Raw genomic sequence first — 19188 nt, forward strand, 5'->3', positions numbered from 1 at the left:
CTGGGATAAGGGCGCTACAAGGCCGCTGTGGTGACCCGGAATTGCGGCGTGCCAGCGAACTGCGAATAGCAGCGGTCCTCTTCATGGAAGAAGGGAGCGCGAGGTTTCAAAAACACTGAGGAAAGAGTATGTGGCTTGCCGTGGCGGCAGTGGTTGCCGGCCTGATTGTTCTTGTCTGGAGTGCTGACCGGTTTGTTGATGGTGCCGCCACCACGGCCCGTTACGCGGGCATGCCGTCCTTGCTGATCGGCATGGTGGTGATCGGTTTTGGCACCTCGGCGCCGGAAATGGTGGTATCCGCCCTGGCCGCCGCGGATGGCAATCCGGGGTTGGCATTGGGTAACGCCTACGGCTCCAACATCACCAATATCGCTTTGATCCTCGGCCTGGTGGCGGCGATCAGTCCGATCGCCGTGCATTCCTCGGTGTTGCGTAAAGAGCTGCCGATACTGCTGGTGATCACCCTGCTGTCCGCCGCGCTGATCTATGACGATCTGGTGAGTCGTATCGATGCGGCGGTGTTGTTGTTGGTCTTCGCGGCGCTGATGGGCTGGTCCATCTACCAAGGTATGCGGGGGGAAGGCGACCCTCTGGGTGGGGATGTGGACCAGGAAGCCTTCACCCATCCGATGAGCAAGAAGCGCGCTCTGTTCTGGCTGGTGCTGGGGCTGGTCCTGCTGGTGCTCAGTTCCCGTCTGCTGGTCTGGGGAGCGGTGGAAATTTCCCAGGCGCTGGGGGTTAGCGATCTGATCATCGGTCTGACCGTGGTGGCCATTGGCACCTCCTTGCCGGAATTGGCCTCCAGCCTGGTGGCCATCCGCAAAAACGAGCACGATCTGGCGCTGGGCAATGTGCTAGGCTCCAACCTGTTCAATACCCTGGCGGTGGTGGGGATCGCCGGCGCGATCCATCCGGTGGCGGTGGAACCGGCGGTGCTTTATCGGGACTGGGCGGTGATGACCGGCCTGACCCTGCTGTTGTTCGTGTTCGGGTACGGCTTCCGCGGGCGGGGACGGATCAACCGTCTGGAAGGCTCGGCGTTGCTGGTTATTTATCTGGCCTACACCGGTTATCTGGTTACCACCATGGTACCGTGATGCCGTCACAATACTGGTGAGGGGAGAAGACCGGCGCCGGGACGCCGCCCCGCCGTGAAATCCGCGGTGAAAAGAGGACAACGGAATGCGTGAGCGTCTGGAGCAGCAGTCTTTTCTGGCTTTTCTGATTCTGGTGACGGTGGCCTTCCTGTTGCTGCTGCGCCCTTTTTATGCGCCGGTGTTCTGGGCCTTCGCGGTGGCGCTGATCTTCTTTCCGATGCAGCGGCGCCTGTTGGCGCGCTGGCCGGGGCGGCGCAATCTGGCCGCCATGATCACCCTGCTGTTGAGCATCGTGGTGGTGGTGATCCCGGTTCTGGTGGTGGCGGCGTCCTTCATTCGAGAAGGGCTGGCGGTATATGACCGCGTGCAACAGGGCGAATTCGATCCGGCCAGCTACCTGCAAAAACTGGAGGTGGCCTTCCCCTCCGCCCATTACTGGCTGCAGCGCCTGGGAGTGGACTTCTCCGATCTGGGCGCGCAGTTGATGTCGGGCCTGAAGGCCGCCGGCCAGTTCCTGGCCAAGCGGGCGCTGGATGTGGGGCAGAATACGTTCCAGTTCTTCGTCAATCTCGGCCTGATGCTGTATCTCACCTTCTTTTTGCTGCGCGACGGCCCCGCGCTGGTGAACCTGTTGATCCGGGCGTTGCCGCTGGGCGATGACCGGGAGCGGATGATCTTCAGCAAATTCGCTGAAGTGACCCGCGCCACGGTGAAGGGCAACCTGGTTATCGCGGTGATACAGGGGGCACTGGGGGGCCTGATCTTCTGGATCCTGGGTATGCCGGCGGCGGTGTTGTGGGCGGTGGTGATGGCGCTGCTGTCGTTGATTCCGGCCCTGGGGGCCAGTCTGGTCTGGGTGCCCGTGGCGCTTTATATGTACGCTGTCGGAGACGTCACCGAGGCGCTGATTCTGGTGTTGTTCGGTGTATTCGTCATCGGGCTGGTGGATAATTTGCTGCGCCCGGTCCTGGTGGGTCGGGACACCAAGTTGCCGGACTATCTGGTACTGTTCTCCACCCTGGGCGGGTTGACGTTGTTCGGTATCACCGGCTTCGCCCTGGGGCCGTTGCTGGCGGGCCTGTTCGTTTCGTTCTGGCAAATTTTCATTCAGGAGTTCAATGTGGGCGCCGGTGAAAACGGGAACCTGGCCGCCGCGGACGGGTCCACTGAGGAACAGTCGGTGCCGGAAGCCGAAGTCCGGATTCCGGGGGGAAATAAGGACGACAACGGTGATAACGAGGGATAATGATGAAATTCCTGCTGCTGCCCATGCTGCTGCCTTTCTTGATGGCCATGACCATGTCCGGTTGCGAGGACGAGGATGGTGATGGCGGTGGTCGCTTCCGGTCCAGCGCCACGGTGTACTACTACAACCAGATCACGCATAACGGCAACGCCGATCAGACCGCGCTGACCGTGGATCTGACCATCGATGATGAAAGCATCACCGGCCAGGGCTATTCCGGTGAAGCCGAGGGATCGAGCCTGGAAGTCACTATCGATGACTCCAACGACAATCAGGACAACAGCGTGCAGATGACCGGCGTCAGCGGCAACGGTTCGACCCTGTTCCAGCAGCGCCTGCGTCTGGCCAACGATACCGGTTACACCCTGGTGTCCTACGGTGATCTCACCACGGGCGCCGCTCAGGTCCAGTTGCTGAATCAGGAAATCAGCGAGGTAGCCAGCGGCACGGTGCGCTTCCGGGTGATCAACACGGTGACGTTTTCCGATGCGTTTTCCATCGATGTACGCGTCAACGGTGACGACAATGCTTTCGGTACGGATCTGCAGCGTGGTGATGTCACTGGTTACCAGACCATGAACAGCGGGCGCCTGAATATGGAGGTGCTGGTTAACGGCGTTTCCCCGGAGCGCCGTATCACCCGGGTGGACTGCGCCATGAATGGTGGCCGCAGCTACGATGCCATCCTGGCGTTCAGTGACCCCCTGAACTTCCCGCTGAGTTACCAAGACGCCGACGACGGTCAACTGGTGCTGTACTGCCACGAACACGACCGGAATCCCTGATTCCGGTTCGCTCCACTGTCCACGGATTTGCCGTGGCGCCTGCGGGCAGGGTCCCGCTATGGCGCCCGCCCGGCTCCGGTATATACTCGCGCTCCTTTGATCCTGTTCCCATCCCGTTCCGTGGAGACCGTCGATGTTCAAGGTTAACGAGTATTTCGATGCCAAGGTGGCGTCCATTGCCTTCCAGACCGAGGATAAGCCCGCCACCGTCGGCGTCATGGCCCCGGGCGACTACGAGTTCGGCACCAGCCAGCACGAAACCATGACCGTGGTCAGCGGTGCCCTTACCGTGCAGCTGCCGGGCGCGGAGGACTGGCGCACCTACGCCGCCGGCGAGACCTTCGAAGTGGAGGCCGATCAGCGCTTCCAGGTGAAAGTGGCGGTGGATACCGCTTATCTGTGCCTGTACGGCTGATCGAAAAACGCTGTATTCGCTGGCAAGCCAGCTTCCCACGGAGGGGTACTACGGAGCCGCTGTGGGAAGCTGGCTTGCCAGCGAATCGGCGTGTGGAAGTGCTCGCCCCATGCTCCGCTACTTTTGCCCCACCTCCCCATTCTGATTAGTATTCCCTGCTTTCCAACGCCAGGAGTTGACGGTGCCCGCTATCCATACCCGCGAACCGGCCCTGATCCTTCGTGCCGGTGATGAGGCCATCGCGCACATCCGCGAGCATGGGCTGCGCGCGGAAGACATCGAGGTGCTGCCCGGTGCCGCCGGCGGGCCCAAGGGAATCGGGATTGCTGGTCTGGATCAGGCTATTTTCGGCGACTTTTTGTCGCGGGCGCCGCGCCGGCGCACCTTGATCGGGGCCTCCATCGGCAGCTGGCGCTTCGCCGCCGTGGCCAGTGGCAAGGATGGCGCCGCGCGCTCCGGGGCGCTGGCGCGGCTGGCGGAGCTGTATACCCGCCAGCGTTTCCCCAAAGGCATTACCGCCCACGAAGTCACCCGCCGTTGTGCCGCCATGCTCTCCGAGCTGCTTGATGAGCAGGACCACACCATCCTCGACAACCCGGACTATCGGTTGGTGGTGGTGGTGATCCGCAGCCGTGGCCTGATGACACGGGACGGCGGCCTGGGGTTGGGGTTGGGACTGGCCGGAGTGATTGGCGGTAATTTACTGAGCCGCCGGGCGCTGGGTGCTTTCATGGAGCGTGGCCTGGTCTACACCGGTGGCCAGGACAACCTGCCGTTGGCGCCGCTGGCGGATTTCGCCACCCACCATGTGCCATTGACCGCCGACAACCTGCGTGCCGCCCTGCTGGCCAGCGCCGCCATTCCCATGGTGCTGGAAGGGGTGCGGGATATTCCCGGGGCCCCGCCAGGCGTCTACCGGGATGGCGGCATGCTCGATTACCATCTGGACTTGCCGTACCGCACGGAAGGGCTGGTGTTGTATCCGCATTTCACCGACCGGGTGATTCCCGGCTGGTTCGACAAGCCGCTGCGCTGGCGCAATGGCGACCCCGGGCGTTTGTCCCGCACCGTATTGGTGTCGCCGTCACCGCAGTATCTGGCCAGCCTGCCGCATGGCAAGCTGCCGGATCGCACCGACTTCAAGCGTTATCTCGATGATGACGCCGGCCGTGAACGCTATTGGCGCATGGCCATCGATGAAAGCCGGCGCCTGGGAGATGAATTTTTGCAACTGGTGGAGAGCGGTCGTTGCGCCGATCGCCTGCATCCTCTGCTGGGCCGCCGGCCCGCGAACTGATTTGGCCCGCAGGTTGCACGGCCAGGCTCCGTGTTTTCCTCATAGTCACGGAGTTTGTCATGTCCTCATCCGATGATTACCCGCTGAGCGCTGTTCCCGAGGACCAGCGTAAGGGGTTGCTGTCCACCTCGGTGGTGCTGCTCGGCTTCACGTTCTTCACCGCCACCATGTGGGCCGGCGGCAACCTGGGGACCGCGTTCTCGTTCCCTGAACTGCTCATGGTGATCCTGGTGGGCAACCTGCTGCTGGGAGCCTACGCCGCCGCGCTGGCCTATATTGCCTGCCGCAGCGGACTGAACACCGTGCTGATGGGGCGCTACTGTTTCGGGGAGAAGGGCAGCAAGCTGTCTGACTGCTTGCTGGGCTTTACCCAGATCGGCTGGTACGCCTGGGGTACCGCCACCATCGCCATTGCTCTGGTGAAGATGACGCCGCTGCCGCAATGGCTGGAGTTGCCGTTGATGGTGGTGTTCGGCTTTGGTTTTTGTGTCACCGCCATGGTGGGGTATCGCGGGCTGGACTGGCTGTCCCGGTTCGCGGTGCCGGCCATGCTGCTGTTCATCGGTGTCAGCCTCTACCGGGGCGTGGTCGATGTGGGCGGATTCGAGGCGCTGAGCGCTCGCGCCGGCGGCGGTGATATGGGCTTCGCCGCCGCCATCACGGTGGTGATTGGCACTTTTGTCAGTGGCGGTACCATGGCGACCAACTGGAGCCGCTTTGCCCGCAATGGCCGTATCGCGGTGATCGCCACCCTGGCGGCGTTCTTCCTCGGCAACGGTTTGATGGTGCTGGTCGGCGCCATGGGCACGCTGATTTACCAGCAGGCCGATATCGTCGACGTGATGATTACCCAGGGCTTCGTGGTGCTGGCGCTGTTGATGCTGTTCCTGAACATCTGGACCACTCAGGACAATACCATCTATAACTTCTCGGTGGCCGGCTGCAATCTGCTGCGCACCGACCGGCGTCGTGTGGTAACCGTCGCCGGGGCCGGTATTGGTACGCTGCTGGCGGTGTTCGGCATGTACGATCTGCTGGTGCCGTTCCTGATCCTGCTCGGCACCTTCATTCCGCCGCTGGGCGGGGTGATCATGGCCGACTTCTGGGTGCGTTTCCGCGGCCAATACCCTTCTCTGGAGGGTACGGTATTGCCGGCTTTCCAATGGTCTGGTCTGGGCGCCTACGCTCTCGGCGCCCTGGCGGCCTGGAGCTCGCCGGTATTGCCGCCGGTGGTCGGGGTGGGGGTGGCCTTCCTGGCCCATGCCCTGATTTCCCGCCTGTTTCCAGCGGCGGAGGGCGTCCCGGAGCAATCGTGAGCTTTTTTCAGCCTTGAGCCCGTTTTTGGAGTGATCATGGAAATCGTCAACGTCCGTCTGCGTCAGCAACCTGATCTGTACACTTTGCGTATCGAGGAGGGGCGCTTCGCCGCCATCGAGCGCCAGCCGGGTTCGGTGGCGGCGGCACAGGGGCAGCGGGATGGTCAGGGACGGTTGGCCTGTGCGCCTCTGGTGGAACCGCACATCCATTTGGACGCGGCCTTTACCGCCGGTGAACCGGCCTGGAACCAGAGCGGCACCCTGTTCGAAGGCATCGAGCGCTGGAGCGAACGGCGCCCCATGCTCAGCAACGAGGACGTGCGCCAGCGCGCGCTACGCACCATGGAACTGCTGGTGGGACGGGGTGTGCAGCACATCCGCACCCACGCCGACACCACCGATCCGGACCTGGTGGCGCTGCGGGCGTTGTGCGAACTACGCGATGAATTGAAGGACTATATCGACCTGCAGGTGGTGGCGTTTCCCCAGGAGGGGCTTCTGTCCAGCCCGGGCGGGTTGGAGCGCATGGAGCAGGCGCTGGAAATCGGCGCCGACGTGGTCGGCGGCATTCCCCATTTCGAGTTCACCCAGGAGCTGGGCAACGCCTCGATGAAGAAAGTCATCGAACTGGCGATCCGTTATGACCGGCTGGTGGACGTTCACTGCGACGAGATCGACGATCCCAATTCCCGTTTCCTGGAAGTGCTGGCCAGCGAGGCGCTGTTCAACGGGCTCGGCGGGCGTGTCACCGCCAGCCACACCACCGCCATGCATTCCTATGACAACGCCTATTGCTCCAAGCTGTTCCGGTTGCTCAAGCAGTCCGGCATCAACTTCATTTCCTGTCCCACCGAGAGCCTGCATTTGCAGGGGCGTTTTGATAATTATCCGAAACGGCGCGGCCTGACCCGGGTGAAAGAACTGAACGCGGCGGGCATCAATGTGTGCTTCGGCGAGGACTCCATTTTTGACCCCTGGTATTCCCTCGGCAACGGCAGTTTGCTGCGAACGCTGGATTTCGGGCTGCACATCTGCCACATGATGGGCTATCAGGATTTCAGCCGGGCGTTGGACCTGATCACCGACAACAGCGCGCGAACCCTGAACATCCATGACCGCTACGGCATCGCCGTGGGTAAGCCGGGTAATTTCATTCTGCTCGATGGCGAAGACGACTATTCGGTGCTGCGGCGTCAGGGCGAGGTGCTGCTCTCGGTGCGCGGCGGCAAAGTGATCATGGAGCGCGAACCTTCCCGCCTGCTGACGCCCGCCTATCTGCCCGGCGCGGAATAATCCGCGCCGGGAATCTGTGCTACTCTTGCTCACCGCTTCCGCGATTCGCTGGCACGCACACGACAAAGGCAACTACAAGGCCGCTGTGGGAGATTCTATGGTGCCCTGCAATGCTTAGAAGAGCTTTGCGGGGCAATATTCTTGTTGCTGCTTCATCAGGGCGAAGGCGGTGCGAGCGATCTTCCGGGCCAGGATCACCAAGGCTTGCGTGGTGTGCAGTCCCCGGTCCCGATAGCGCTGATAGAAGGCGCGCCAGACCGGGTGTCGAGACGCACTCATGGCGGCACAGTGCAGCAGTCGCCTGACCTCCGTATCCCCTTGCTTGGTCAGCTTACGCTTGCCTGTGAGTTTGCCGGAGTCGCGGACTCGGACATCCAGCCCCAGGAAGGCAACGAAAGCATCGCTGTTCTTGAAGTCCCCTCTCAGGAAGGCCATGACCAAGGCGGTGGCGGTGATCTCGCCGACCCCGTCGATCGCGTCGCAGCGTTGGACCTGAGTCTGTAAGCCGGCGGCGCTCACCGCGCTCTTGAGCCGTTTCTGGATCAGAGAGTCAATCCGGTCCATTTTGGCGATCAGGGCACGCAGAGGGGCCTTGAGCTCCGGTTCTCCGCTCAGGCTCTGACGTAATGCCGTGCGGGCCTTAACCAAGGCGGCCCGGCGACGCAGCAGGCTCTGCAGCATCCGGTACGCCTTTGGGGGCGGGCTCCACGGGCGTAACTCGTCTTTCTCCTTGTGCAGATGGCGGGCCAGCAACTGGGCATCGGCCAGATCCGTCTTGGCCCGCCCTCCAACGCCTTTGCGGTAGTTGCTGAGGCGGTAACCGTCCACCACATAGACCCGATGCCCCTTGGCGTGTGCGCGCTCGGTAATGTCCATGTGATAGGTGCTGGTCGCCTCAATGGCGATATCGCAGCCCTCGGGGAGGGTGGCCAGCCATTGGCGAATGGCTTGGGGCGTGTTGTCGATGGTGAAGGTTTGGTTCAGGCCCTGGAGGTGAATCACCAGGTCATCTTTCGCAACGTCGATCCCGATCTCCGGGCGGCTTGCCGGCATTGCCATGGGGCACCCCTGTCAGCTAGGTTAAATGGGCTTGTCGGGGCGCACCGTCACGCTGGCTTGCAGAGTATCGTCGGTCTGAGTGTGCGCTCAGCCGATGGATTCCTTATCGGCGTTTGAAGGTGCGGGGTGGGGCCATATCTCCCACAGTCTGTACCCTAGGGTCAGAAGCTTGCCTGGTCCCTCCACCCCGACAAGTCTTCTCCTTCTAAGACTTGCCGGGAAACCATACAAGCTTGCCCGCAAGCGAATTGGACTCGCTTCTGAAGAATTCGCTTGCGGGCAAGCTCCCACAGTGGCTTCGTAGCCCCTCCCGTGGGAAGGGCTGATCAACAGCGACAACCTGACTCTCAACCCTTGACCGATTCGTGCAATCACAGTCTCTGACACGCCAAATATGGCGGCAAACCTGGCCGATGACCCTGGGCGTGATGTCGCTGCTGGGGTTCAATCTGGTGGACAGCGTTTTTGTTGCCCGCCTGGGCACCGAGCCGCTGGCGGCGCAGTCGTTTACCTTCCCGCTGGTGTTTCTCAGCATTGGCGTGCAGGTCGGCGTGGGCATCGCCATCGCCGCGCTGATCTCCCGTGCCATCGGCGCCGGCGAATCACATCGGGCCGGGCGCCTGGGATTGCTGGTGCTGGCCGGCGGTGGCGGGCTGATGGCGTTGTTACTGGCGCTGCTGTGGCTGGTGCAGGAACCGGCTTTCTCTCTGCTCGGCGCCAGTGAGTCGATTCGTGAGCTGATCCGGCCATTCTGGACCGTGCAGGTGGTGGCGTCCTGGCTGGGCGCCCTGGCGTACTTTGGCTACAGCCTGTTCCGGGCGCACGGTAATACCCGTTTTCCCGGCACCATGATGGTGCTCACCAGCCTGATCAACCTGTGTCTGGACCCGTTACTGATCTTCGGCATCGGCCCCTGGCCGGGGCTGGGGCTTATCGGCGCCGCCTGGGCGTCTTTGCTGGCGTTTGGCTGCGGTGTGCTGGTGGTGGCCTGGGCGCTGCGCGGCCGTGGCTGGCTGGAGCGGGTGGGGGCCTGGCGGGAAGCGCGTGCCTCGGCGCTGCCGTTCGCCCATATCGCCGGCCCGGCCATGATCAGCCAGTTAATGCCGCCACTGGCCTCGATGCTGGCCACCGGCCTGGTGGCGCGCCTCGGCGAAAGCGCGGTGGCGGCGTGGGGGCTGACCAGCCGTCTGGAGAGCTTTTCCATCGTCCTGGTGCTGGGTATGACCATGGCGTTGCCGCCCTGGCTGGGCCGTTGTTACGGTGCCGGCAACTGGGCCGAGGTGGAGCGGCTGATGGCCAGCGCGGCGCGCATGGTGCTGTTCTGGCAGCTGGCGCTGGGCGTGGTCTTCGCCCTGGCGGCACGGCCATTGGCGTCGGCACTGGTGGCCAGCGGGGAAGTGCGGGACACCCTTACTGTCCTGATTCGCGTCCTGCCGCCCAGTTATGGCCTGCTGGGGGTCTGTATGCTGGTGGTTTCGGCCAGCAACGCCCTGGGCTGGCCCTGGCGGGCCATGGGGATCTCGTTCCTGCGCCTGTTCGCCTGTTATCTCCCCCTGCTGTGGTTGGGATCGGTGCTGGCCGGTTTCACTGGCCTCGCTCTGGGGGCGGCCCTGGGCAATGGATTGGCTGGGGTGATGGCCTGGCGAATGTACCGGGGCGCGGTGGCGCCGAAGCTTGTCGGCCGGACGTCTGAGGCCTGAAGTCCGGCTTTCTTCAAAAATTCGTCGTCTTTTGCACTTGGCAGGCCCGCCGGTATGGGGAAAAGTGTTCGGATGCCTGTTGGCGTATCACAAGAACATAAGAAAGTGCACAAGGAGAGACCATGAACCTGAGATCCGCGATCCGAGCCCCTCTGGCCGCCGCCGTGCTGTTGGCGGGCACTGCTGTTCATGCCGCCGATACCGGTCTGGTGGAACGGGTGCAGCAGCTGGCCGAAGCCCAGAGCGGCGACCTGGAAAAGACCTTCAAGCATCTGCATGCCAATCCGGAACTGGGGTTCCATGAAACCGAGACCGCCGCCATGGTGGCCAAGCGCCTCAACAAGCTTGGGTATAAGGTGCACACCGGTATCGGCGGTACCGGCATCGCCGCGGTGCTCGAGAACGGTGACGGTCCGGTGGTCATGTTCCGCAGCGATATGGATGCGCTGCCGGTGAAGGAAGACACCGATCTGCCTTATGCCAGCGACAAGCAGGTGACCCTGCCCGACGGCAGCCAGACCTATGTCATGCACGCCTGTGGCCATGACAGTCATGTCAGCTGGTTGTTGGGGATCGCCAAGGTGATGAAGGAAACCCGCAAGGACTGGTCCGGCACCCTGGTGCTGGTGGCGCAACCGGCGGAAGAGTTGATCGAAGGCGCCCAGGCCATGGTGGACGACGGGCTTTACGACAAGGTGCCCGAGCCGGAATTGCTGATCGCCGCCCACGTCTTCCCGATCTGGGCATCGGGCACGGTGGCGGTGCGCGCTGGCCGCCGCATGGCTGGCTCAGATGCTCTGGATGTGACCCTGCATGGCGTCGGCGGCCACGGCTCCTCGCCGCAGCACACTGTTGATCCGGTGGTGCTGGGAGCTCGTTCGGTGATGGCCTACCAGACCATTGTCAGCCGTAATGTGGATCCGCAACAGCCGGCGGTGTTGACCGTGGGCAGTGTTCAGATCGGTGAGGCCAACAACGTGATTCCGGATAACGGCGTGCTCAAGCTGAACCTGCGCTGGTACGAGAAGCCGGTGCGCGAACAACTGATCAGTGCGATCAAACGGGAAACCAACGGTCTGGCCAAGGCTGCCGGAGTCCCCGAGGACCGTATGCCGGAATACACCATGAAAGGGTACGCCGAGCCGGTCTATAACGATGAAGCCCTGGTGGACTGGGCCAAGCCGGTGCTGGCCTCGGTGTTGGGTGAGAAGGCGCTGATGCCGGGCTTCCCGCCGGTAATGGGGTCCGAGGATTTTCCGCTGCTGGTATCCGGTCTGGAGAATACCAAGACGCTGTTCATGGAAGTGGGCGGGGGCGCTCCGGACGTGACCAAGGTCTACATGGAAACCGGTAAGCTGCCACCGCTGAACCATAACCCGAAGTTCGAGATCAAGAACCCGGCGCTGGCGATCACCACCGCGGTGAAAGCCGGCAGCATGCTGCTGCTGGATTCGTTGAAGCCGAAGGGCTGATACCGCGGGTCAGCCAAACCCCACTAGGGCGCTGCTGTAGGAGCTTGCCTGCAAGCGAATTGTTTGGGTCGAAAGCCGATTCGCTTGCAGGCAAGCTCCTACAGTGGCTTCGTGTCCTGGCCCACGAGCCGCGATCCTGTTTGACCCTTCAGGCGCTGCGCAGATGATGCGCGTGATAGCGCAAATGGTCGTCGATAAAGCTGGCGATGAAGAAATAGGAATGGTCGTAACCGGGTTGCATGCGCAATGTCAGCGGCACTTCCGCTTCCTTGCAGGCGGCCTGTAAGGCTTCCGGCCGCAGCTGTCCGTCCTGGTAGAAATTATCGGCGTCCCCCTGATCAACCATCAACGCCAGATTGCTGCCACGGCTTTTTACCAGTTCACAGGCATCCCATTCCCGCCAGTTGGTCTGATCCTTACCTAAATATCCGCTGAACGCGGACTCGCCCCAGGGACACTGGCTCGGGTTGCAGATCGGGGCGAACGCGGACACCGAAGTGTAACGCCCTGGGTTCTTGAGGGCGCAGATCAAAGCGCCATGCCCGCCCATGGAGTGGCCGCTGATGGCCGCCTTGCCATTCAGCGGGAAGTGCGCTTCCAGCAGCGCCGGCAGCTCCCCGGTAACGTAGTCGTACATATGGTAGTGCCGGTTCCAGGGGGATTCGGTGGCGTTGATATAGAAGCCGGCGCCGGAGCCGAAATCATAGCGATCGTGTTCTCCGGGGAGATCGGTGCCACGGGGGCTGGTATCCGGACAGACGATGGCAATGCCCAGCTCCGCGGCTATGCGCTGGGCGCCGGCTTTCTGCATGAAGTTTTCGTCGGTGCAGGTGAGGCCGGACAACCACCACAGCAAAGGCACGGATTTTTCTTCCGCCGCCGGTGGCAGGTAGATGGCGAAGATCATTTCGCAGTGCAGCGCTTCACTGCGATGCTTGTAGCGTTTCAGCCAGCCGCCGAAGGACTTGGTGGCGGAGATCAGCTCCAGCTCGTCGGACATCGTTTTCCCTCCTTCGTGGGAGAGGCCGGGCACGCCGGGCCTCTCCGGCCAACAGATACTTTAGTAGAGAATCACCGAGCGAATGCTTTTGCCTTCATGCATCAGGTCAAAGGCGGTGTTGATCTCGTCCAGCGGCATGGTGTGGGTGACGAATTCATCGATCATGATTTCGCCCTTCATGTAGCGTTCCACATAGCCGGGCAGCTCGGTACGGCCCTTCACTCCGCCAAAGGCGGAGCCCTTCCAGACACGGCCGGTGACCAGTTGGAACGGGCGAGTGCTGATTTCCTCGCCGGCGCCGGCGACACCGATGACCACCGATTCGCCCCAGCCTTTGTGGCAGCACTCCAGCGCGGAGCGCATGACATTGACGTTACCGATGCATTCGAAGGAGTAGTCCACGCCGCCGTCGGTGAGTTCGACGATCACTTCCTGGATGGAAGCGCTGTGGTCATTCGGGTTGACGAACTCGGTGGCGCCGAACTGACGGGCCAGGGCTTCTTTTTCCGGATTGATGTCGATGGCGATGATACGTTCCGCCTTGGCCATCACCGCGCCCTGGATAACGGCCAGGCCGATGCCGCCGAGACCGAACACCGCCACAGTGGAGCCGGGCTCCACCTTGGCGGTGTTCAGCACCGCGCCGATACCGGTGGTGATGCCGCAGCCGAGCAGGCAGATTTTGTCCAGCGGCGCTTCCTTGCTCACCTTGGCCAGGGAAATCTCCGGCAGCACGGTGTATTCGGAAAAGGTGCTGGTGCCCATGTAGTGGTGCAGCATCTTGCCTTTATGGGAGAACCGGCTGGTGCCATCGGGCATCAGGCCCTGGCCCTGGGTGGCACGTACCGCCTGGCACAGGTTGGTCTTGCCGGAGAGGCAGAACTTACACTTGCGGCACTCGGCGGTGTACAGCGGAATGACATGGTCACCGGGTTTCAGGCCGGTGACGCCTTCGCCCACCTCCTGCACCACACCGGCGCCTTCGTGGCCGAGGATGGAGGGAAACAGACCTTCGGGATCGGTGCCGGAAAGGGTGTAGGCATCGGTGTGGCAGACGCCGGTGGCGGCAATTTTCACCAGCACCTCACCGGCCTTCGGGCCGGCCACGTCCACTTCCTCGATCACCAGGGGCTTGCCTGCTTCCCAGGCTACGGCGGCTCTTGATTTCATGTTTCTCTCCATCTCCAGGCTGGGTGCACGATTCGCGGGGGGCTGGCGGAGGGACCAGCCGTTCCCGTGATTATCAGAGGATGCTGGCAGTGTAGTGCAGCGCCGAGGGGAGGATTAAGGCATTATGGCGCAATTGATTATTGCCTGGGAGCAACAATGCAGCATTGGGATCGTATCGAGGCGTTCGTGGAAGTGGTGCGACGCGGGTCCTTTGCCGGTGCCGCCAAGCGATTGGGGGTGTCCAGTTCCCATGTCAGCCGGCTGGTGGCACGCCTGGAAACCCAGCTGCAAACCCAGCTCTTGTACCGTACCACCCGGACCTTGAAGCTCACCGATGCGGGTTCGGTGTATTTCGAGCACTGCGCCCAGTTATTCGACGGTTTCCAGGAGGCCCTGGCGGCGATTGGTGACTATCAGCAACAACCTTCCGGGGTGCTGCGGCTGACCTGCGCTTCCACCTTCGGTGAGAAGTACATCGCGCCGGTGGTTAATGACTTCCTCGCGCGACACAGCCGTTTGCAAGTCCATATGGAGTTCACCAACCGCCGTGTGGATATCGTTGATGAAGGCTTCGATGTGGCGATCCGCACCGGTGCCCTGCCGGATTCGTCCTTGATCGCCCGGCGCCTGTGCGACCGCCGGGAGTACATTGTTGGCTCGGCGGAGTATTTCGAACGGCACGCCCGCCCCCATACTCTGGGGGAACTGGCGGCGCACAATTGCCTGCACGGTTCCCTGGATCACTGGACCTTCGATGTGGAGGGTCAGCATCGCACCCAACGGGTCCAGGGCGGCTGGCGTGCCAACTCCGGCCTGGCGTTGCTTGACGCGGTGCGCAAGGGGCTGGGGCTGGCGCAGTTACCGGATTACTACGTGGAAGAAGATCTGGCCTCCGGGCGGCTGGTGTCGGTATTGGACCAATACGCCTGTGCCCACACCGCGGTGTGGGTGGTTTATCCCCGCCACCGGCACCTGTCGCCCAAGGTGCGTCAATTCGTCGATTTCCTCATCGAGAACCGGATTCGCTAGCGCCGCTCCCTGGCTGTCTGCACCTCCCTGCTCCTTCAGTGACGCATGGCGAAGGAGATGGATTCCGGTCGGCTCAATTTGAGGAAATCCCCCATGCCCATCTTGATCACCTCCGTATGGGAGCCGGCATTGAACGCCAGCCAGTCCTGCTTGAGCAGGCTTTCATCAATGAAGACGCGCATGTTGTATAGGGGGCCGAACGGCGGTTCGCCGCCCACTTCGCAGAGTGGGAAACGGTCCCTGAACTGATCTTCCCGGGCCAGGGACAGATGGCGGGCGCCCAGGGCCTGGCGCAGACGGTCCGGGTCCACATACTCATTGGCGGGCAAGACCGCCATGGCCAGCTCGCCATCCACGGACACGATCACCGTTTTCGCCATGTGATCACCGGGGATGTGCGTGGATTGCGCGGTCTGCGCCGCGGTGGCGGTGGGGGGATGGTTATAGCAGTGGTAGTTCACCTGGTTGCTGTCGAGCAACTCGGTCAAAGCGCGTACGGCCATGATGCACCTCCTGCCGGTAGCGAAAACCGTGTTTCCTCCAGAATAGGAAGGGCGGGCCGGTGGGGAAAATACCGTTGGGCTATATGGGCATATCGGCATACAACCGCGGGGCATGAGCCCGCGAGGGGCGGCCGAAGCCGCCTCCGGGGGCGGGGCGGGATTACAGGCCCAGATTGTCCAGAATGCGCAGGCTCGCCTGGGCCTGGTTCATGGTGTAAAAGTGCAGGCCCGGCGCGCCCATGGCCAGCAGGCGCTCGCACAAGCGCGTCACCACTTCCTCGCCGAAGGCTTTCACCGCCTGCTCATCGTCCTTGATGTCGTCCAGCTTGCTGCGCAGCCAGCGTGGAATGTCGGCGCCACAGACACCGGAAAAGCGGATCAGATTGGCCACATTGAGGATCGGCATGATGCCCGGGTAGACCGGAGCGTCGCAGCCGGTGCGGCGCAGGGCGTCCATGTAGTAGCCGTAGGCGTCGGCGTTATAGAAGTATTGGGTCAGCCCGCTGTTGGCACCGGCATCGATCTTGCGTTTGAAGTGAGCGATGTCGTCCTCGAAGCTGCGCGCCTGCGGGTGCATTTCCGGATAGGCGGCCACTTCCAGAGTGAAATGGTCGCCGGTTTCCTCGCGGATCAGGCGGACCAGGTCATCGGCGTATTTCACTTCGCTTTGCGCGTAGCCCATGCCGGAGGGCAGATCGCCGCGCAGAGCGACGATACGGCGCACGCCGCTGTCACGGTAACCGCGCACCAACTCCAGGATTTCCTCCCGGCTCTGGCCGATGCAGCTCAGGTGTGGCGCGGTATCGGCGTGCTGCTCGCGCAGTTTGCCGACCATTTCACGGGTGTTGTCACGGGTGGAGCCGCCGGCGCCGAAGGTGCAGGAAAAAAAAGCCGGCTTCTTCGCCAGCAGCTTTTGCTGTGTGGTCAGCAGTTTGGTACGTCCTTCATCCGTTTTCGGTGGGAAGAACTCGAAACTGATGCGTTTCATTCGGTGCCTCGCATTGCGAGGCGCCTGACGCGTGATGCCGGGCGCAAACCATCGCGGTCCTGTTCATACAGACCTTTTCATACAGAAAAGGACGGCGATTTGTTGTTTGCGTCCGGCCCTCGGCGTCCGACGCCTTTAGTACTTGTAATGATCCGGCTTGTACGGGCCGTCGACGCTGACGCCGATGTAGTCGGCCTGTTCGGCGGTCAGCCTGGTCACCACGCCACCAAAGCCCTGCACCATGTACATGGCCACTTCTTCGTCGAGATGCTTGGGCAGCACTTCCACCTTCAGCATCTTTTCCTTTACCGCGTCGGAATGGTTGGCGTAGCCCTGATCGAACAAGTACATCTGGGCCAGTACCTGGTTGGCGAAGGAGCCGTCCATGATCCGGCTGGGGTGGCCGGTGGCGTTACCCAGGTTCACCAGGCGGCCTTCGGAAAGCAGCAGCAGGAAGTCGCCCTTCGCTTTGTCGCGCCATACCTTGTGGACCTGGGGCTTCACCTCTTCCCATTCCCAGGTCTTGCGCATGAAGGCGGTGTCCACTTCATTGTCGAAATGGCCGATGTTGCACACCACCGCGCCTTTCTTCAGCGCCTTGAGCATGTTGGCGTCACAGACGTTGAAGTTACCGGTGGTGGTGACCAGCAGATCGGTGTTGCCGAGCAGATCGGTATTGATGGAGGCGGCGGTGCCGTCGTTGACGCCATTTTTATAAGCGCTCACCACTTCAAAGCCGTCCATGCAGGCCTGCATGGCGCAGATCGGGTCGATCTCGGTCACTTTGACGATCATGCCTTCCTGGCGCAGGGACTGGGCGGAGCCCTTGCCCACGTCACCGTAGCCCACCACCAGTGCTTTCTTGCCGGAGAGCAGGTGGTCGGTGCCGCGTTTGATGGCGTCGTTGAGCGAGTGACGGCAACCGTACTTGTTGTCGTTCTTGCTCTTGGTGACGGAGTCGTTCACGTTCACCGCCGGTACCTTGAGGGTGCCTTTCTTGAGCATGTCATACAGACGATGCACGCCGGTGGTGGTTTCCTCGGTGATGCCGTGGATGTTATCCAGCATCTCCGGGTAGGTATCGTGAATATAGGCGGTCAGGTCGCCGCCGTCGTCCAAAATCATGTTGGCGTCCCACAGATTGCCGTTACCGTCGCGGCAGGTCTGTTCGATACACCACATGTACTCTTCCTCGGTCTCGCCCTTCCAGGCGAACACCGGCACACCCGCGGCGGCGATGGCGGCGGCGGCGTGATCCTGGGTGGAGAAAATGTTGCAGCTGGACCAGCGCACTTCCGCGCCCAGTTCCTTCAGCGTTTCGATCAACACCGCGGTCTGAATGGTCATGTGAATACAGCCGATGATGCGGGCGCCTTTCAGCGGCTGCTCGGCACGATACTTATCGCGGATCGCCATCAGCGCCGGCATCTCGGTTTCCGCGATCTCGATTTCCGCGCGGCCCCACTGGGCCAGGGAGATATCCGCGACCTTGTAATCCTGCAACGTTTCCGGTTGTGCGTTCATTGCTCTCTCCATTCGTGGTTAGCGAATGGGCGCCGTTGAAATGTCGCGCCGTTCCCCCGAGCCTCGCGGCCCTCGCCGCTGCAGCGCCCCTCGGGGGAGTGGCGGAGTTCGTCGTCAGAGCGCGTTCTTCAGCGCGTCCGCCTTGTCGGTGCTTTCCCAGCTGAAGCCTTCCCGGCCGAAATGGCCGTAGCTGGCGGTGGGGCGGTAGATCGGACGGCGCAGGTCGAGCATTTCGATGATGCCGCGCGGACGCAGATCAAAGTGCTCGCGTACCAGTTGCGCGATCTTGTCGTCGCTGATCTTGCCGGTGCCGAAAGTGTTGATGGAGATGGAGGTGGGCTCGGCCACGCCGATGGCGTAGCTCACCTGAATCTCGCACTTGTCGGCGAGGCCGGCGGCGACGATATTCTTGGCCACATAGCGGCCGGCGTAGGCGGCGGAACGGTCCACTTTGGACGGATCCTTGCCGGAGAAAGCACCGCCGCCGTGGCGCGCCATGCCGCCGTAGGTGTCGACGATGATTTTGCGTCCGGTCAGCCCGCAATCCCCCATCGGGCCGCCGATGACGAAGTTGCCGGTGGGGTTGATGTGGTAGAGCGTATCCTTGTGCAGCCAGTCCGCCGGCAGCACCGGTTTGATGATCTCTTCCAGCACCGCTTCGCGCAGATCGCTCAGCTTGATCTCCGGAGCGTGTTGGGTGGACAGTACCACCGCTTCCACCGCTACCGGCTGGCCGTTTTCGTAGCGTAGCGTGATCTGGCTCTTGGCGTCCGGACGCAGCCACGGCAGGGTGCCGTTCTTGCGCAGTTGCGCCTGGCGCTCCACCAGACGGTGAGAGAAATAGATCGGTGCCGGCATCAGCGTGTCGGTTTCATTGGTGGCGTAGCCGAACATCAGACCCTGGTCGCCGGCGCCGAGGTCTTTATTGTCCGCCTCATCCACGCCCATGGCGATGTCCGCGGACTGTTTGCCGATACCGTTGAGCACGGCGCAGCTGGCGCCGTCGAAGCCCACATCGGAGCTGTCGTAACCGATGTCCAGGATCACCTGGCGGACGATGTCTTCCAATTCAACGTAGGTATTGGTGCGCACTTCCCCGGCGACAATCGCCATACCGGTTTTCACCAGTGTTTCCACGGCCACGCGGGCGTGGGGATCGTCGGCGATGATGGCGTCCAGAATCGCATCGGAAATCTGGTCGGCCATTTTGTCCGGGTGGCCTTCGGAGACCGACTCGGAGGTAAAGATGCTGTATTCACTCATTACCGGTTTACTCCCTCGATTGGGGGTTGAC

General features: G+C 62.2%; 17 protein-coding genes and 1 riboswitch. Of the genes, 10 read left to right on the plus strand and 7 right to left on the minus strand.

The window, feature by feature from the left end; genetic code table 11:
• Positions 1–128 precede the first annotated feature (128 nt).
• From RYH70_RS01180 to codA, 7 genes are all read left to right on the plus strand, one after another.
• Positions 129–1097, plus strand: a complete 969-nt coding sequence (locus RYH70_RS01180) for a calcium/sodium antiporter (RefSeq protein WP_022997083.1) — start codon at positions 129–131, stop codon at positions 1095–1097.
• Between the two features lie 85 nt (positions 1098–1182).
• Entirely contained in the window at positions 1183–2343 is a 1161-nt protein-coding gene (locus tag RYH70_RS01185) for an AI-2E family transporter (RefSeq protein ID WP_317009649.1), read from the plus strand.
• Positions 2343–3128: a hypothetical protein gene (locus tag RYH70_RS01190; RefSeq protein WP_063140197.1), complete on the plus strand. Its 786-nt coding sequence runs from the start codon at positions 2343–2345 to the stop codon at positions 3126–3128. The genes RYH70_RS01185 and RYH70_RS01190 overlap by 1 nt, the downstream gene beginning before the upstream one ends.
• A 133-nt stretch (positions 3129–3261) precedes the next feature.
• A complete protein-coding gene (gene ppnP, locus RYH70_RS01195; RefSeq protein WP_022997080.1) occupies positions 3262–3543 on the plus strand; it encodes a pyrimidine/purine nucleoside phosphorylase in 282 nt (93 codons plus the stop codon).
• A gap of 181 nt (positions 3544–3724) precedes the next feature.
• Complete coding sequence (locus RYH70_RS01200; protein ID WP_022997079.1) at positions 3725–4840, plus strand: hypothetical protein; 1116 nt, start codon at positions 3725–3727, stop codon at positions 4838–4840.
• Positions 4841–4899: 59 nt separating this feature from the next.
• Entirely contained in the window at positions 4900–6156 is a 1257-nt protein-coding gene (gene codB / locus RYH70_RS01205) for a cytosine permease (RefSeq protein WP_022997078.1), read from the plus strand.
• A 36-nt stretch (positions 6157–6192) separates the two neighbouring features.
• Positions 6193–7449, plus strand: a complete 1257-nt coding sequence (codA, locus tag RYH70_RS01210; protein ID WP_022997077.1) for a cytosine deaminase — start codon at positions 6193–6195, stop codon at positions 7447–7449.
• A gap of 114 nt (positions 7450–7563) precedes the next feature.
• Here codA and RYH70_RS01215 read toward each other — a convergent pair whose 3' ends face one another.
• The gene (locus RYH70_RS01215; protein ID WP_233917054.1) at positions 7564–8508 is read right to left on the minus strand and encodes an IS110 family transposase; all 945 of its coding nucleotides are present in this window, start codon (positions 8506–8508) and stop codon (positions 7564–7566) included.
• A gap of 413 nt (positions 8509–8921) precedes the next feature.
• On the opposite strand from RYH70_RS01215, the gene RYH70_RS01220 reads away from it, so the two are divergent.
• Entirely contained in the window at positions 8922–10208 is a 1287-nt protein-coding gene (locus RYH70_RS01220; protein ID WP_022997076.1) for an MATE family efflux transporter, read from the plus strand.
• A gap of 122 nt (positions 10209–10330) precedes the next feature.
• A complete protein-coding gene (locus tag RYH70_RS01225; protein ID WP_022997075.1) occupies positions 10331–11680 on the plus strand; it encodes an amidohydrolase in 1350 nt (449 codons plus the stop codon).
• Between the two features lie 148 nt (positions 11681–11828).
• On the opposite strand, the gene fghA is transcribed toward RYH70_RS01225, so the two are convergent.
• Both fghA and RYH70_RS01235 read right to left on the minus strand, forming a co-directional pair.
• Positions 11829–12680 (minus strand): S-formylglutathione hydrolase, encoded by an 852-nt coding sequence (gene fghA / locus RYH70_RS01230; RefSeq protein WP_022997074.1) that lies wholly within the window; start codon positions 12678–12680, stop codon positions 11829–11831.
• 60 nt (positions 12681–12740) lie between these two features.
• Complete coding sequence (locus RYH70_RS01235) at positions 12741–13850, minus strand: S-(hydroxymethyl)glutathione dehydrogenase/class III alcohol dehydrogenase (RefSeq protein WP_022997073.1); 1110 nt, start codon at positions 13848–13850, stop codon at positions 12741–12743.
• A gap of 156 nt (positions 13851–14006) precedes the next feature.
• On the opposite strand from RYH70_RS01235, the gene RYH70_RS01240 reads away from it, so the two are divergent.
• A complete protein-coding gene (locus RYH70_RS01240; protein ID WP_317009650.1) occupies positions 14007–14879 on the plus strand; it encodes a LysR family transcriptional regulator in 873 nt (290 codons plus the stop codon).
• A 35-nt stretch (positions 14880–14914) separates the two neighbouring features.
• Here RYH70_RS01240 and RYH70_RS01245 read toward each other — a convergent pair whose 3' ends face one another.
• The 4 genes from RYH70_RS01245 to metK form a co-directional block, all read right to left on the minus strand.
• Positions 14915–15382, minus strand: a complete 468-nt coding sequence (locus RYH70_RS01245) for an aminoacyl-tRNA deacylase (RefSeq protein ID WP_022997071.1) — start codon at positions 15380–15382, stop codon at positions 14915–14917.
• A 160-nt stretch (positions 15383–15542) separates the two neighbouring features.
• Positions 15543–16370, minus strand: a complete 828-nt coding sequence (metF, locus tag RYH70_RS01250) for a methylenetetrahydrofolate reductase [NAD(P)H] (RefSeq protein ID WP_026948382.1) — start codon at positions 16368–16370, stop codon at positions 15543–15545.
• Positions 16371–16505: 135 nt separating this feature from the next.
• The gene (gene ahcY / locus RYH70_RS01255; protein WP_022997069.1) at positions 16506–17894 is read right to left on the minus strand and encodes an adenosylhomocysteinase; all 1389 of its coding nucleotides are present in this window, start codon (positions 17892–17894) and stop codon (positions 16506–16508) included.
• 20 nt (positions 17895–17914) lie between these two features.
• Positions 17915–17992, minus strand: a riboswitch (S-adenosyl-L-homocysteine riboswitch).
• Positions 17993–18008: 16 nt separating this feature from the next.
• The gene (gene metK, locus RYH70_RS01260) at positions 18009–19157 is read right to left on the minus strand and encodes a methionine adenosyltransferase (RefSeq protein WP_026948383.1); all 1149 of its coding nucleotides are present in this window, start codon (positions 19155–19157) and stop codon (positions 18009–18011) included.
• Positions 19158–19188: the final 31 nt, after the last annotated feature.

This window comes from Alloalcanivorax xenomutans, from assembly GCF_032810065.1.
GTDB lineage: Bacteria > Pseudomonadota > Gammaproteobacteria > Pseudomonadales > Alcanivoracaceae > Alloalcanivorax > Alloalcanivorax xenomutans.

Coding starts and splice junctions, on each gene's coding strand:
- RYH70_RS01180 (WP_022997083.1), top strand. CDS start 129: ATGTGGCTTGCCGTGGCGGCAGTGGTTGCCGGCCTGATTGTTCTTGTC.
- RYH70_RS01185 (WP_317009649.1), top strand. CDS start 1,183: ATGCGTGAGCGTCTGGAGCAGCAGTCTTTTCTGGCTTTTCTGATTCTG.
- RYH70_RS01190 (WP_063140197.1), top strand. CDS start 2,343: ATGATGAAATTCCTGCTGCTGCCCATGCTGCTGCCTTTCTTGATGGCC.
- ppnP (WP_022997080.1), top strand. CDS start 3,262: ATGTTCAAGGTTAACGAGTATTTCGATGCCAAGGTGGCGTCCATTGCC.
- codB (WP_022997078.1), top strand. CDS start 4,900: ATGTCCTCATCCGATGATTACCCGCTGAGCGCTGTTCCCGAGGACCAG.
- codA (WP_022997077.1), top strand. CDS start 6,193: ATGGAAATCGTCAACGTCCGTCTGCGTCAGCAACCTGATCTGTACACT.
- RYH70_RS01215 (WP_233917054.1), bottom strand. CDS start 8,508: ATGGCAATGCCGGCAAGCCGCCCGGAGATCGGGATCGACGTTGCGAAA.
- RYH70_RS01220 (WP_022997076.1), top strand. CDS start 8,922: ATGACCCTGGGCGTGATGTCGCTGCTGGGGTTCAATCTGGTGGACAGC.
- RYH70_RS01225 (WP_022997075.1), top strand. CDS start 10,331: ATGAACCTGAGATCCGCGATCCGAGCCCCTCTGGCCGCCGCCGTGCTG.
- fghA (WP_022997074.1), bottom strand. CDS start 12,680: ATGTCCGACGAGCTGGAGCTGATCTCCGCCACCAAGTCCTTCGGCGGC.
- RYH70_RS01235 (WP_022997073.1), bottom strand. CDS start 13,850: ATGAAATCAAGAGCCGCCGTAGCCTGGGAAGCAGGCAAGCCCCTGGTG.
- RYH70_RS01240 (WP_317009650.1), top strand. CDS start 14,007: ATGCAGCATTGGGATCGTATCGAGGCGTTCGTGGAAGTGGTGCGACGC.
- RYH70_RS01245 (WP_022997071.1), bottom strand. CDS start 15,382: ATGGCCGTACGCGCTTTGACCGAGTTGCTCGACAGCAACCAGGTGAAC.
- metF (WP_026948382.1), bottom strand. CDS start 16,370: ATGAAACGCATCAGTTTCGAGTTCTTCCCACCGAAAACGGATGAAGGA.
- ahcY (WP_022997069.1), bottom strand. CDS start 17,894: ATGAACGCACAACCGGAAACGTTGCAGGATTACAAGGTCGCGGATATC.
- metK (WP_026948383.1), bottom strand. CDS start 19,157: ATGAGTGAATACAGCATCTTTACCTCCGAGTCGGTCTCCGAAGGCCAC.